We start from the raw sequence: 14,873 nt of genomic DNA, 5'->3' as shown, positions 1-14,873 counted from the left end.
TTTATTTTGTCTGAGTGCTAACGATAGTGGCTAACTTGATTGTAAAACGCGGGATTAAATAAACAATTGGGACTTGGGTGGTTAAATTCAAATCACCATGCACCAAGTCTGGCATATAATAGCTGATCACTAAATCACTCATTTTGGCCAACGTCGAATTGCCGTGATTGGTGACGGCGATGATCTTCACATGTTCTGGTTGGACTTTGGTCACTAACTCGATGACTTGCTGAGTCTCCCCGGACACAGACAACACCACCATCACAGTGCCCTCTGGCAATGGCGTGTGCGCTGGAAATGGCTGGAATGGATCCATCACAGGCAATGATAATTTCCCCGCATTGGACCAAAAGCGCGCGCCATACTGTGCCAATGAATTCCCGCTGCCAATACCGTAAAACAAGACCAACGGCGCGTGATCGATCAAATCCATCGCTTGATCGATCAACTTGCCAAAGTCGACTGAATTGACCTTAGAGAAAAAGTCCGCCAAAGGCATCGTGATGTCATAAGTCTCCCCACGCGCCACTTCTTGCGTATGTTTGCGATGCTGCTTTAACGCAAAGCGCAGTTCTGAATAGCCTTCATAACCCATTTTTTCGGCAAAACGCAAAATTGTACTGGTCGAGACATGGGCTTTTTGCGCGAGGGCGCGGATCGTCATGGTTTCGACCGCGGTTTGGTGTTTGTTGATATAGTTGTATACCACTGTTTCTAGCTCGTTGAGCGTTTGTAACTTCTCATACGGAAACATCGACACGCCTCCTAACTTCATTAATAATGCGCCATTGGTATACAGCGGTCAAGCGCTCTCATTCGCGTTATAATAGAAGTAAATAGGAGGTAGATCATGTCAAAGTCTAAATATGAAAAAGTTTCCATCGAGATTCAACGACGGATCCATGATCAAATTTATCCCCCGATGTCGCGCTTACCAGATCAAAATGCGCTGGCTGAAGAATTCGGCGTTTCCCGGGTGACCATTCGCGAAGCTTGCGACCGCTTAGCGCAACTAGGTTTAGTCTACAAGCAATCTGGCCGCGGGACTTATGTGTTAGGCGATGTCGCCGCGCATGGCGATGAAGCCCCGGAATCGCGATTTAACGGGTTGACTGAACTACGCGGTGAACAACATGTCACCAGCGACTTATTGGGCTTTAATGTGGCAATGCCCAGTACTTTAGTTCAAAGCAAACTCGGCTTGACCGCTGACGAGCCTGTATATGTCATCGATCGTCTGCGGAAGATCGATGACCTGCCACGGTTTTTAGAACATAACTTCATTCCGTTGAAACTTGCACCAGGATTGACTCGAGAAGTCTTAAGTGGCTCATTATATGGATATTTGTGCGATGAGCTTGGGTTGCGCTTATCTGGTGCCAAGCGCGATATCACCGCGACATTGGCGACTGCCCGTGATGTGCTGTATTTAAAAGCTGAGCTTGGTGAACCAGTACTAGAAGTCGAACAGGTCATGTGGCTATCAACTGGTGAAAATATCGATTATTCCACCGTCCGTAATCTCGCGCGTTTAGGCGGGTATGCGATGATGAATACCTATCAGCAACAATGATGCCATCCCCTATTGAAGTCGGATGGCTGTTTTGTTGCGACATGAACAATTTCACACCAGAAACAATGAGAAAAAGCCTCATTATCGCCGCGTGACCGTTCTCATCATATTCTTTATCCGAGATAACGATACTGATGAAATTACAAATAGCGGCTTTGCTTACGCTACCAAAGATTAAGCACCATCATATCCGCATACCGATGCCATCCTTACCACACCGGCATTTCATTTCGATTAAAGAATTCTGTGAATTCAAATTGTCCACTTTACTTTAATATTCTTCTAATGTAAAGTGGCGATAATCGAGCGCTACCATCAAGTGGGGTGATAGCGCAGGGACAATAATGAGGGGGTATTCGCATGAAGAAAGCGAAGTTCTTTACAGCCGGCGCCGGCATGTTGGCACTGACTGCCATTCTTGCGGCTTGCGGCGGTAGCAAGTCGAGTTCAACCAGTTCCAACACCTGGAACCGGATGGAATCTGATGTCATTTCAACCATGGATGCATCAAAAAACACTGATGCTATTTCTGGCCAAGCTTTGACTGATACCATGGAAGGTTTGTACCATTATCAAGGCACCAAGTTGACGCCAGGGTTGGCCACTAAGGTCACCAAAGCCACCAACAACGGCTTGACTTATACCTATAAGTTACGCAAGTCCACTTGGAGTGATGGTTCAAAGCTGACGGCTAAAGATTTCGTCTTTGCTTGGAAGCGCACGGTTGATCCTGCGACCAAAGCCCAATATGCTTACTTGTTCTCTGGTGTGAAAAACGCTGATGCCATCATGGCTGGTAAGATGAAGCCTGAGACCTTAGGCGTTAAGGCCATCAACGACCAAACCTTTGAAGTCACTTTGGAAAAGCCGATTCCATACTTCAACACCATGTTGACGAACCCGGCTTTCTTCCCACAATCTGAAAAGGCTGTGAAGAAGTATGGCGCTAAATATGGGACCAACTCCAAAGACATTTTGACTAACGGGGCTTATACCTTGTCTGGTTGGAACGGCACCGGTAACTCTTGGACTGAAACCAAGAACCCGAAGTACTGGAATGCTAAAAACATTCACATCAAGACCATCAAGACGCAAGTGGTCAAGGACTCTTCCACAGCGCTTAACTTGTACAACTCCAAGAAGTTGGATCAAGTCACTTTAGGTGGTCAACAAGCTGCTTCTGCTAAGTCCAACAAAGACTACAAAGCCTTGAAGCAAACTTCTGCTTTCTACTTGGAACTCAACGAAAAGAAAGTCCCTGCCTTTAAGAATGTGAAGATCCGCCAAGCCATTTCATATGCCTTGAACCGCGATCAATACATTAAAAAAGTGCTCAACGACGGTTCATTGGCATCTACTGGCGTCACCCCTGCCGGCTTGATGTCTGACCCATCTGATTCTTCAGTCGACTTTGCTAAGACTGCCGCTAAAGGTACCAGCCAATACACCAAGTATGACCCAGCCAAAGCCAAGTCCTTGTTCAAAGAAGGTTTGAAAGAAGTCGGTCAATCCAGCTTGAACTTGGAATTAATGACTGATGATACCACCAACGCCAAAACGACTGCTGAATACTTGCAAAACGTTTTGGAAAAGAACTTACCTGGTATGAAGGTTACCACTGCGACAGTGCCATTTAAGACCCGCTTGACCCGTTCTTCTACTGGTCAATTCGACATGGTCATCACTGCTTGGGGCGCTGACTTCCCAGATGCCATCAGCTTCTTGGATCTGTTCACTTCCACCAACTCTTACAACGACGGTAAGTGGAGCAATGCACAATACGATGCTTTGATCGAAAAGTCTAAGACCACTGATGCCACTAACGCCGACAAGCGTTGGAACGACTTAGTTCAAGCGCAACAACTGTTGACTAAGGACATGGGCGTTGTGCCAATTTACCAACGTGTGCTTTCCACGTTGCAAAGTCCTAAGATCACTGGTTTGACTTATAGCCCAGCTAACACCTTCAACTACACTGGCGCTAAGTTAAGCAACTAAACATGAAGTCCCATGACCTCGCTGCGATGCAGCGAGGTTTTTTGATGGACACTGCCAGAAAAGCGCAAAGCTCCTGGTCAATTGGCTACGGCTGGACGGACACGGAACGCAATCCGCAAAATCAGAGCTGACTCGCAAAAACAGCGAGTGGATCTCTGATTTTGCGCCGTTGTAAGTGGTAAACCACTAACAACGGTTCGACGGTTGGTGTCCGTCCAGTCGCCACTAATCAACCATCCGCTTTACACTTTTCGACATCATGATTACCATTCACAATCAGCAACAAAATGGCCTGAACGAAATCTAACGTTCAGGCCATTTTTGAATTTCACTTACGCTTGATCTTGCATCACCATATCGACATGCGGGATCCCATCTTCTAAATACACATCAGAAACCGGCTTAAAACCAAAACTCCCATAGAACTCGCGCAAATAATTCTGGGCTTGGATCTTGATTGGCTGATCCGGATATAAACGCCGGACTGCCGCCAAGGTTTCCGTCACCAATTGACGCCCGAGATGCTCATGGCGATGCGATTGGACCACCAGCACCCGCCCGAAGCTGATCGACTGGCCATCATCATGCGGGATGATGCGCGCATAAGCGACTAGTGCCCCTGCTTGACGCAATTGCACGTGCCAAGCGTCGAAGTCTTTGGCATCGACTTCTTGATAAGGACAGTTTTGTTCGACAACAAAAACTTTGGTTCTGGCTGCGAGAATTTCTAATAAGGTTTTGGGACTGAGATCATTTGTTTTCGTGACGGTGACTGTCGTTTCCAAAGCGTTGCCTCTTTCTATGGCTATGGGAAAAATATGAATAATTTGATTTTAGCATCCCCATTGGCCTTGACAATGTGTCGTCGCGACGTATACTAGTACCTGTCGTTTCGACATATCAGGAGGCTGTGATGTACGAATTATTAATTTTAAGTGCGCTGATGGTACATGATCGCACTGGCTACAAACTGAGCAAGATCCTTGAAGGCAACTTGGAACCGCGCCGCCAGATTTCAAATGGTGTGATGTATCCCATGCTTCATAAGCTAGAAAAAGCCGGCTACATCACGCTAGAAACTAAGCAGATCAATGGTCGCGCGCAAAAACTGGCAAAAATCACAGATGCTGGTCTTGCTCGCTTTGAAGATTTGATGCATACCCCGATTGCCATGGATGCCAAACGTGAATCTAACTTTCACTTTAAGTTCCGCGGCTTAGGTCGTGAAACCGTGGGCTTTCAACGGGACGTTTTGCATGCGTATCGCGAAGCCACTGATTCAGATATCGCTGTTTACCACAAGGTGATCGCCCATTTGCAAAGCATTTTAACGAATCCTGACCGTCAAATCGATGTGGGCTGGTCCTTGCGCGGCTTACAGTTAGCGTTAAACGTTGCGCAAACCCGGTTGGATTGGGTCAATGATCAACTGCATGACTTGGATGGCTTAGCCGATGATGCCCACTTCACCACTGTTCCTGAAATCATGAAAGAATATGAGGCAAAAGATTTTGAATAAAAGTTATCGCCAGTGGATCGCACTGGTCGCCATGTCCTTAGGCACCTTTATGGGCTTATTGGATGTCACCGTTGTTAATGTGGCGTTACCAACGATGGCGACACATTTCCATGAAACCTTCACCAACTTACAGTGGGTGCTCAACATTTACACTTTGGTATTAGCCGTCAGCTTGTTGATCGTATCCAAGCTCGGCGACATGTACGGCCGTAAGAAATTATTTTTAGCTTCGATTATTTTGTTTGTCATCGCTTCTGCCGTGAACGGGATGGCACCAAATTTGATGATCTTAAACATCGGCCGCGCAGTGCAAGCTGTCGGTGGCGCTGGGATGAACTCCTTGGCGATGGCCTTAGTGGCGTCAAACTTCTCTGGTAAAAAGCGGGGCTTAGCTTTAGGGATCTTAGGGTCTGTGATCGGGATCTCGACGGCTTCTGGGCCTTTGATCGGTGGGTACTTAGTCGGACAATTCGGCTGGTCAGCGATTTTCTACGTCAATGTGCCAGTTGGGATCATCACCGTCTTATTAACTGCGATTTACGTCAATGAAACGCCAAGCTATGGTGCCAAACAGCGCGTCGACTTTGCTGGGATGGCGTTATCTGCTTTCACCTTATTCAGTTTGATTTACGGCTTGATTCAAAAAGAAGCCCACACCAGCTGGGCTTGGACGAATATGGGGGTGGCCGGTTGGCTGATTGCCGCAGTGATCGGCTTGATTGCATTCATCTTAGTGGAGCAGCGCGTTACGGATCCGATGGTCGATCTTTCTATGTTTCAAAGTCGGCATTTTGTCGGGACGATCATTGTCGCTTTAGGTTTAGGGGTCGCCATGTACTCCTTTAATGCCTTTTTGACCGTCTTGATGCAAAACTATATCGGCTACACCGCCTTACAAACCGGCGTGCGGCAGTTGACGATTTCCATTTGGTCATTGATCTTAGGGCCGATCACCGGGATGCTTGGCGCCCGTTTCTCCAAACGCAAAATGATCGGCTACAGTTTGTTGCTCGGTGCCATCGGCTTTATCTTGATGATGAACGCGATGACCACGCATTTGAGTTTTGGGCAAATGTGGCCAGCCATGATCTTAATGGGCATCACCAACGGGATGGTCAATCCTTTGCTCAACACTGCTGGGATGGAAGGCGTTGCGCCGCAAACCATTGGGATGGCCAGTGGTTTGATCAACGTCTTTCGCCAAATCGGGACCACAGTCGGCGTGGTCGGCTTAGGCTTGATCCAAGACCATCGCTATGAACAATACTTAAGCACTCATTTAAGCAAAATCGCCAACCTACCGGCAAAAGCTGCCACCGCCTTACAAAAAGCGTTGGTCGACGCTGGCCCGTTCGCCGGACATGGCATCGCCTTTTCCAAACGGATGAGCCAAGCACCATTTGCGCATGAATTCCAAACCACCGTATTGAATGCTTATGCTAACAGCATGCGTGGGATCACCTTGACCGCGGCTGTCGTGTTTGTGATCGGTGCTGGGGCGGCATTCTTCTTAATGCGCGATGCCAATGATTCTGGCGACTTGAACTAAAAAAGTCAGGCAATGCCTGGCTTTTTTACGTGGAAATATTTCCCGGGTTATGCTTTCACTGAAACGGTTTTGTGGAGTTTATTGGTTAACCCTAATGCCGGTAACATTAACACCACTGTAAAAATCACGGCCCACAAGAAGCCTTGTTGATAACTGTGTGCGATCGCCATTAAAGTGTGAACATGTTGATTCTGATAGTTTACCACGATCGTCGCTAACATCGCTGAGCCAAAAGCACCCCCGACATTTTGCATCGTACGTGTCGCAATCGAAACTTGGCCAGAGAATTGTTTGTCCGCACCGACAAACGCATCTGTCATTAAGGGACTTAAAATCGCCCCAGCGCCAATACCACGCACAAACAACACAATCATCAACAACCAAAAATTCGTGTTTTGATCAAAATAGATAAAGGGAATTGAACCGATCAACGTGATGGCCAAGCCGCCCAACGTCACAAGGCGTGCCCCAATTCGATCAATCAAATTACCAACGATTGGCCGCGCCAATAGCATCCCAATACCTTGTGGCAACATTGACAATCCGGCAATTGCAACAGAATCGCCACGCAAATTTTGGAAGAAAAGAGGCAACAACAGCATTGGTCCGTTGGTGGCCACGCCAGCAAAAAACAATCCGATCATTGACGCTGAAAAGTTGTGGTGCGTAAACAAACGTAATGGCACGACGGCTTGATCTTTTTTCACGGCAGCCCATAAACCAAAGGCGACGAACAATGCCAACCCAATCACCCCATATAAAATCGTCGTGTGATTGGTGAAATTTGCTTTTTGACTGGCTTGAACAACCCCGTAGATCACGCTGGCAGACCCTGCTGCTAATAACCCAACGCCAAGCCAATCAAACTGAGCATTGGCGTCTTGAGGCGCTGTTGCCGGTAATTTTCTCCAGATCAGTAAACTGGCAATGATTGCGACCGGGACATTGATCAAAAAAATCCACCGCCATGACAAACTTTGAACGATCACGCCACCGATCACCGGACCGACAATTGGGCCTAACATGATCGGCAAGCCAACGACGGCCATCATCCGCCCCATCGCGCCAGCTCCAGCCACATCGACCAACAATGTTGTCAATAGCGGCGTGATCAACCCTGCTGCAAAACCTTGAACAAACCGCAGAATGATCAACATATTGATTCCATTGGCAAACGCCGCAGCTAAAGAAGTGACACCAAACAATGCTTCAGCAATCAAAAAGACTGTTTTACCGCCAAATTTTTGATTGAGCCACCCTGTAAACGGAACAGCCACCACCATGGCCAACAAATAACCCGTTACGACCCATTGAACTGTATTCAGCCCAGTATTAAACGCCTTAGCCAAATGATCCAAAGCGATATTGACCATCGTCGAATCCAACATCGGGGCGATCGCACCAAGCACAATAATCCAGGCTTGATTGATCACAGATTTTGGTAATGCATCAGAATTTTTTGCCATGAGAAAACCACCTTCGATTTAAGTTTAAGATACTTATGTTTCTTAATTAAGATACCAGAGTACCTTAAATCTTTTTGGCGGTGATGTCAACGCAATGTGGTAAAGTTATCCTAGAAAGTTTTTAGAAAGGACGTCACTTATGGCTCAAACTCGCCGCCGCGGCAAGGAACTCGTTGCTGACATTCTCCAATCCACCTTTGACTTAATCAAAACTTGTCCTTACGATGAACTCACCATGGATAAAATCGCCGAGCAAGCGCACACTTCAAAAACAGTTTTATATCGCCGGTGGAAAACGAAGTCCGATGTTGTTATGGCCGCATTGCGCGCACAAATTGAAGCTGGCGATTTCACCTTGACGCCACCAAATACTGGCAGCCTAAGAGGCGACTTGATCAGCTTATTTGATTTGATCATGGACCGTTTAGAACAATTCCACTTTCAAAACATGTCCGGGTTGATCATGGAACATGCTGGTGGAATTTCGATGGCAGATTATTTTCAAAAGTTCGCGCGTGAAAACTACCTCACTTTGATCATCAAAGGCTTCTTTGCCCAAGCACAGGCGCGCGGTGAGCGCAATGATATCCCGGTTCCCGATTATTTATATGATCTCCCGTTTTTGCTGGCACTTGATCTCTTATTTGGACCCAAACCGGTGACGCGAGGTGCTTTTCATCAACTCGTCGACACTGCATTAATGCCGGTGTATCAACAATTTCTCACGTCAAACAAAAACACTTCAGGCCAATAAACCTGAAGTGTTTTTGGTTGAATTATTTGATGTAAGCGTACTTATAGCCCCACTGCGTCCCAGCAGTGTTGTGGGTCAAGCCTTTGACATCACCTTTTTGCAAGTAAGCTGTGACTTGTTGGAACAATGGGGTCACGCCTTGCGCTTGGTTGAATAACTTCGCGGCTTGCACGAGGTCATCCCAGCGCTTAGCAGCATCGTTGGCATCCGTCGTGGAGGCTTTCTTGATCAACGCATCGTATTGCGCGTTGGAATATTTCCCGTAGTTATAAGCGGTGTTTGATTCAGGGATCTGCAAGAAGCTGATCGGATCGTTGAAGTCAGCACCCCAACCGGATAATGCAATGTCAAAGTCGCCATCGGTTTCTTTTTGCTTCGCCATTTGGGAAGGTAAAGCTTTCAAGTTGATGGTCAGGCCTGGTAATTCCTTAGGCAATTGACCGCCGATATATTCGGCCGTGGTTTTGCTGGTGGCATCGTCATTTGAGTAAAGCAAGGTCAGCGTCAGCTTGGATTTGCCGATGGCTTTAAGGCCTTTAGTCCAATGCGCTTTCGCAGATTTCGTCGAATAGTTGATGGTGTTAGCCACCGTTTGTTGTTTGGCAAAGTCTTTGCCTGTGGTTGGGTCACTCGCCAAATCGTTCGGCACAAAACCAGTTGGGATCTGTGAACCATTACCTAAAGCTTTCTTGGTCAAGGCCTTGCGATCCAACGCTTGAGAAAAGGCTAAACGAATATCCTGGTTGTTCATGGCCGCCTTCACCGTTGCATCCTTAGCGTTGAAGTTATATTGCATGTAGGCGATATAAGAATAAGCGTAGGAGCGGAAGGTGCTGTCTTTTTCATACTTTGGCACTTGGTTGACGGCTAACGGCGTCAAATCAAGCTTGTTGGTGTTGAATAAGTTGACGCCAGTGCTGGTGTCTTCCACCACCTGGAAGTTGACCTTTTGCAGCTTGACGACTTTCTTGTCCCAGTAGTAAGGGTTCTTCTTAAAGGACCACGTATTGCCAGTCCCGTTCCAGCCAGTGATGACAAAAGGCCCAGAGTAAAGCATTTTGCTACTAGTCGTGGCATACTTCTTGCCATATTTAGTGACCGTCTTTTCACTTTGTGGAGCAAATAATGGATAAGCCATCAAGACTTTGAAGTACGCGATTGGCTTGTCTAACGTGATTTGGACGGTGTGGGTGTCCAGCGCCTTGATGCCTAATGTGTCAGGCTTGGCATTGCCTTTGTTGATGGCGTCAGCGTTTTTGATGCCGGAGAACAAGTAGCTATAAGGTGACTTGGTTTTTGGATCGATGGTACGCTGCCAAGAATAAACGAAATCTTTGGCGGTGATCGCTGAACCATCACTCCACTTAGCATCTTTGCGAATCGAAATGGTCCAAGTTAACCCATCGCTAGATTTAGTCGCTTTGCTGGCCAGCCCGGCGATCGGTTTCCCGTTTTTGCCTAAACGCCAGAAGCTTTCATACACGTTCCCAGTTTGGCCGTAACCGGTGGCCTGGGCCAAATCGATGGTATCCAAAGGCGCCGTGGCACTTAAGTTCAGCTGTTGTTTTGTCGCTGAACTCGACTGGCTTGATTTGTTATTGCTACCGCACGCTGCGAGCACTAAGCCTAATGCTAAAGTTGCCACAGTGAGCGCTGCAGTTTTGAAATGAGTCATCACAATTCCTCCAATATGTTTAGCGACAAAAAAGCGCCGACAGCCTTCAACGATGCTAAAAAGCATCCGCTGAAGGCGTCGGCGCCAATATTTGGTCTAGGAGTCTTTACCTACCCAAATATGCCGTCCAAGAGTCCGCCATCAGCGTCCGACTTGCACATGCATACACAGCAACATTGCATTTGTTTCATCGATACGTTCATAACGGCCCCTCCTTTTTATTATGGGTTAAGCTTACATGAGGATTTTTCTCATGTCAAATAAAATCTCCGGACAATCTTCACAACTTGTCCAAAAGTGTCCAGTTTTACGCGGTCCGGCATCGACGGCGCATTTTTCATTTTCCAACAAGCTATACCAATTGCCTAGCGGCACGAAAAGCTGTGAGCTCCGACAAAAAGTGCTCCGGCGGGCTGGTCATGGAACGCAATGTCGCTCGTCGGAGCTAACTCGCAAAAACCGCGAGTGGATCTCCTTCTCGCTGGGCTCTAAGCGGTAAACCGCTAAGAGCCCCACGGCCGATGACCAGCCCGCCTGCACACTTTTTATCTCCGCTCACAGCTTTTCTCGGTAGATATGACTGGATTACAGATTAAACACGCTGACCTTACTGAGTGTCGTATCAACGTTGGCATCACGTAGCCATCAGGTGCCAGTGGTACACGTAAGGCCCATGGAGGAAGTGAAATCGTCGAACGTGGCAGAAATAATAGTTGAGACAGCGGGTTTCTGACTCAGCTATTATTTCAGGAAAATTTCAAGACAAGTGGTTTTCTTGGCTCGAAATTTAGGTGGAAGAGCATTGGCCCGGGTTTGGCCAATCTCTGGAGCCGGCCGGCCACGAGAGATGATTTCAGTTCCGAATGGGGCTGGAGTGTACCACTGGCGCCTGATGGCGGCATGAAAAACTTACGCTGTCGGACAGCGATAGCCGCTCAGGCAAACAAAAAGCCGAGACCCGAAAGTCTCAGCTTACTGTTGCTTATTCGTATAAGAAACCGGCGTCGCGCAAAGCTTGCTTGATTTCGGTGATTTGTTCTGGGTTTTCATAACCGATGGTGTGTAAGTGCACGCCATCTGTCAATTCAGACAGCATGTGGCTTTCATGTTGCAACATGCGAGAGTGGAACAAATGGATCTCTTGTTCAGAAGCCACTTCCAAAGAACCACGCAATTGCCCATAAACCGGATGATCGATCATGACATCTTTAACGACACCACCGTGATCGATGATGATCTGCATTTCCTTCACCGCATCTTCTGGGGTGTGTTTGCAGACAATCACAGCCGTTTTAGTGGCACTGTCTTCAAATTGATAGCCGCGTGGCGTTGCAATCAGCTTCGTCCCTTGGGCGCGCAATAAAGCGACATCCCCAACCACCGTTTGGCGACTGACACCAAACTTTTTGGCAAAAGCCGTCGCAGTGATCGGGGCTTTGGCATCGGCTAAGGCCATTTGGATCTGAGATTGACGTTCAGCACTGGTTAACATAGTAAATACCTCCGTTGCATTGTCTTATACCCCAAGCTTACGCTAAAACAACGGTGCTGACTAGCCCATTAACAAAATTATTGAAAGCGTGCGCGCCCAGCACGGCGATGCAATCCAATTCGGATCAACTTATCGATTTCCGTTACGGCTAAAGTAATGAAGCCAGCCGCAATGGCGATCCCCCATTCACGCCAACTCATGCCTGCGGTGCGCATGACATTTTGCATGAATGGCAAGTAGGTCAAGCCTAGTTGTAAGACCATCATCAACCCAATGATCCAAAAGGCTTGTGGATTGGAAAAGAACTGCTTAGAGAACACGACTGCTTTGGTGCGAATGTTAAACAGATAGAAGATCTTCCCTAAGATAATGATGTTGACCATCATGGTCGAAGCGACGCGAGGGCTGGCAATGCCATTGCGCAACAGCCAGTCATGAGCGATCAAACCGATCCCGGAAATCAAAACAGAGACATACAGCAATTGGAAAACGTCATGCTTATTCATCATCCCAGCATCATTTGGACGCGGTGGGCGTAACATGATGCCATCTTCTGCGGGTTCGAAGATAAACGCCAATTGAATCGTGATGGCCGAAACCATGTTGATCCAAAGCATTTGACTGGCATTCAATGGCATATCATCGCGTGTCAACACCGTGAAGGCAATGACCAGCCCTTCAGCAAAACTGGTTGGCAACAGGAATAAAATACTCTTTTTGATGTTGTCATAGATCCGGCGCCCTTCTTTGATCGCCCGTTGCATGGTCGTAAACTTATCATCCGTCAAGATCATGTCCGCAGCATCTTTGGCCACATCGGTACCTGATTCACCCATGGCCACGCCGATATCAGCTTGTTTCAGCGCAGGGGCATCATTGACCCCGTCGCCGACCATCGCCGTGACATTGCTGGCTTTTTGTAAAGCTTGCACAATGGCGAGCTTATCTGCAGGCGTGGTGCGGGCAAACACATCAGCGGAAACCATCGCGTGTTCACGATCAGCTGGGGGCATCGCTTCAAGTTCTGCGCCAGTGACCACTTGTGGATCATCGGCTAAACTCAAAGTCTTGGCGATCGCTTGAGCGGTTTGCGGATGATCCCCGGTGATCATTTTAACTTTGACGCCAGCTTTTCTCATGTCGCGAATCGACGCGATCACTTCTGGACGTGGTGGGTCGATCAAGGCCGCTAAGCCTAAGAAGTCGATCCCTTCAGCTAACAAATCATGGCTAATTTCATCCACATTGACGACACGAGAGCCGACAGCAATGACCCGTTGCCCATGTTTGGAGCGTTCGCTAGTCCATGCTAAATAATGAGCTTCATCGAAGTTTGGATCACAGGCTTTGGCCATCGGTAACAGTTTATCTGGTGAGCCTTTGATGTACAACTTCTTAGTGCCATCAGCTAAGCGCACCAATTTCGCCATGTAACGATAATCGGAATCAAACGGCATTAAATCCAGTTCGTTCGCTTCTTCTGGTTCCCCGAAGGCTTTTTGATAAGCCGTGATGAACGCACCATCAGTCGGTTCGCCGTTGATTTCATATTTCCCGTCGATTTCCGCTAACGTGGTGTCGTTGGCTTCATAACCTGCCGTCAATAAGGCGGCTAAGTCTGCGTGCTCAGACGGTGTGATCACCTCTTGGTCTAAGGTGAAGTCCCCAGCTGGCGCATAACCCGTCCCAGTAACGGCATATTGAGCTGTTGGCGTTAAAATGTCCGTCACAGTCATTTCGTTTTGCGTCAAGGTCCCGGTTTTATCCGTCGCGATGACGTCAACGGAACCTAAGACTTCAACAGAAGGCAAATCTTTGACGATCGTGTTTTCGTTTTTGGCCATGGCTTGCACACCCATCGCCAAGATCACACTGGTCGTCGCTGGTAAGCCTTCAGGCATCGACCCGACGATCATCGTCACGATCCCTAAGGCTAACGTGCCTAAAGTATAGTGGCCGCCGATCAAGCCAAAGATAAATAAAGCCACCGCAAAGATCAAGATCCCATAAGAGATCCCTTTGCCGATGCCATCGAGTTGCTTCATCATTGGCGATTGACGCTTTTTGGCGTTAGCCACTGCAGAAGAAATTTTCCCGAGTTCACTGTCAGCGCCAGTGGCAATGACCAGGCCCATCCCAGAGCCGGAAGCCACTGCCGTTGATGAAAAGGCCATATTGGCTTGTTCAGCTAATGAGGTGTCGCTAGGTAAGGCTTCGGGGGACTTGGCAACTGAGTTCGTTTCCCCAGTCAGCACGGCTTCTTGCATCATCAAGTTGTCACTGTCGATAATGCGCAAGTCAGCAGGGACATTATCCCCAGCTTCCAAGAACACCACGTCGCCGACCACTAATTCTTCAGCTGGCACATCGATGCGCTGGCCGTCACGATAAACTGTGGCATTGTGGGCCAGCATTTTTTTGATTTGATCAAGCGAATCAGAGGCATTACTTTCTTGAATGTAGCCAATGATCGCGTTAATGATGATCACCAAGGCAATAATAATCGTGTCAGTCAACAAACGCATCACACTGGTCATCAGCGCTGCGCCGATCAAAATGTAAATGATCAAGTTATTGAACTGCCGCACGAATAAAACCCATTTAGGGGTGCGGTGCGAGGCTAACGCATTCGGGCCATTTTCAGCTAAGCGCTTTTTGGCCTCTGTTTGCGTCAAACCTGCCTCTATGTCAGGCGTTTGTACCTTTTCTTGAACCTGTGCCACCGTTAAATGGGTCATTTTTATCTGCGCACTGGGATCTTCCATATATCATCATCCTTTAAATCATTATTTAGCTTTTGCTATTAATCTAATAGTACGGGGACGGGAAATTTAGTGCAAGCATCAG

The 14,873-nt window shown here is 47.7% G+C and carries 11 protein-coding genes; 5 read left to right on the top strand and 6 right to left on the bottom strand.

Annotated elements, in window-relative coordinates; genetic code table 11:
• Position 1: 1 nt before the first annotated feature.
• Positions 2-754, bottom strand: coding sequence for a MurR/RpiR family transcriptional regulator (locus tag FD01_RS04930; protein ID WP_056962941.1), 753 nt, complete (start codon positions 752-754; stop codon positions 2-4).
• Between the two features lie 96 nt (positions 755-850).
• Between FD01_RS04930 and FD01_RS04925 the strand changes: the two genes are divergently transcribed.
• Positions 851-1,573, top strand: coding sequence for a GntR family transcriptional regulator (locus FD01_RS04925; RefSeq protein WP_056962939.1), 723 nt, complete (start codon positions 851-853; stop codon positions 1,571-1,573).
• Between the two features lie 360 nt (positions 1,574-1,933).
• The gene (locus tag FD01_RS04920; RefSeq protein WP_056962937.1) at positions 1,934-3,571 is read left to right on the top strand and encodes a peptide ABC transporter substrate-binding protein; all 1,638 of its coding nucleotides are present in this window, start codon (positions 1,934-1,936) and stop codon (positions 3,569-3,571) included.
• Between the two features lie 332 nt (positions 3,572-3,903).
• Here the strand turns inward: FD01_RS04920 and FD01_RS04915 are convergent, their stop codons facing one another.
• Positions 3,904-4,356 (bottom strand): GNAT family N-acetyltransferase, encoded by a 453-nt coding sequence (locus FD01_RS04915; RefSeq protein WP_082611685.1) that lies wholly within the window; start codon positions 4,354-4,356, stop codon positions 3,904-3,906.
• A gap of 128 nt (positions 4,357-4,484) precedes the next feature.
• Here FD01_RS04915 and FD01_RS04910 point away from each other — a divergent pair, with 128 nt between their 5' ends.
• Both FD01_RS04910 and FD01_RS04905 read left to right on the top strand, forming a co-directional pair.
• A complete protein-coding gene (locus FD01_RS04910; RefSeq protein ID WP_056962933.1) occupies positions 4,485-5,090 on the top strand; it encodes a PadR family transcriptional regulator in 606 nt (201 codons plus the stop codon).
• Positions 5,091-5,121: 31 nt separating this feature from the next.
• A complete protein-coding gene (locus tag FD01_RS04905; RefSeq protein ID WP_420864836.1) occupies positions 5,122-6,639 on the top strand; it encodes a DHA2 family efflux MFS transporter permease subunit in 1,518 nt (505 codons plus the stop codon).
• A gap of 47 nt (positions 6,640-6,686) precedes the next feature.
• On the opposite strand, the gene FD01_RS04900 is transcribed toward FD01_RS04905, so the two are convergent.
• Positions 6,687-8,105, bottom strand: a complete 1,419-nt coding sequence (locus FD01_RS04900; protein WP_056962929.1) for an MDR family MFS transporter — start codon at positions 8,103-8,105, stop codon at positions 6,687-6,689.
• Positions 8,106-8,244: 139 nt separating this feature from the next.
• Here FD01_RS04900 and FD01_RS04895 point away from each other — a divergent pair, with 139 nt between their 5' ends.
• Positions 8,245-8,859 carry a TetR/AcrR family transcriptional regulator gene (locus FD01_RS04895; protein WP_054718445.1) on the top strand — a complete coding sequence of 205 codons (615 nt, stop codon included), beginning with the start codon at positions 8,245-8,247 and terminating at the stop codon, positions 8,857-8,859.
• 22 nt (positions 8,860-8,881) lie between these two features.
• On the opposite strand, the gene FD01_RS04890 is transcribed toward FD01_RS04895, so the two are convergent.
• The 3 genes from FD01_RS04890 to FD01_RS04880 all read right to left on the bottom strand — a co-directional run bounded on the left by FD01_RS04890 (position 8,882) and on the right by FD01_RS04880 (position 14,791).
• Positions 8,882-10,534 (bottom strand): peptide ABC transporter substrate-binding protein, encoded by a 1,653-nt coding sequence (locus tag FD01_RS04890; RefSeq protein WP_054718448.1) that lies wholly within the window; start codon positions 10,532-10,534, stop codon positions 8,882-8,884.
• Between the two features lie 982 nt (positions 10,535-11,516).
• Positions 11,517-12,026, bottom strand: a complete 510-nt coding sequence (locus FD01_RS04885) for a transcription repressor NadR (RefSeq protein WP_054717196.1) — start codon at positions 12,024-12,026, stop codon at positions 11,517-11,519.
• 77 nt (positions 12,027-12,103) lie between these two features.
• Positions 12,104-14,791, bottom strand: a complete 2,688-nt coding sequence (locus FD01_RS04880; RefSeq protein WP_056962927.1) for an HAD-IC family P-type ATPase — start codon at positions 14,789-14,791, stop codon at positions 12,104-12,106.
• Between the last annotated feature and the right edge of the window lie 82 nt (positions 14,792-14,873).

This window comes from Lacticaseibacillus manihotivorans DSM 13343 = JCM 12514 (genome assembly GCF_001435035.1).
Classification (GTDB): Bacteria; Bacillota; Bacilli; order Lactobacillales; family Lactobacillaceae; genus Lacticaseibacillus; species Lacticaseibacillus manihotivorans.
Note: the sequence above shows the minus strand (reverse complement) of the source record. Positions and strands in the feature narration are given on the sequence as shown.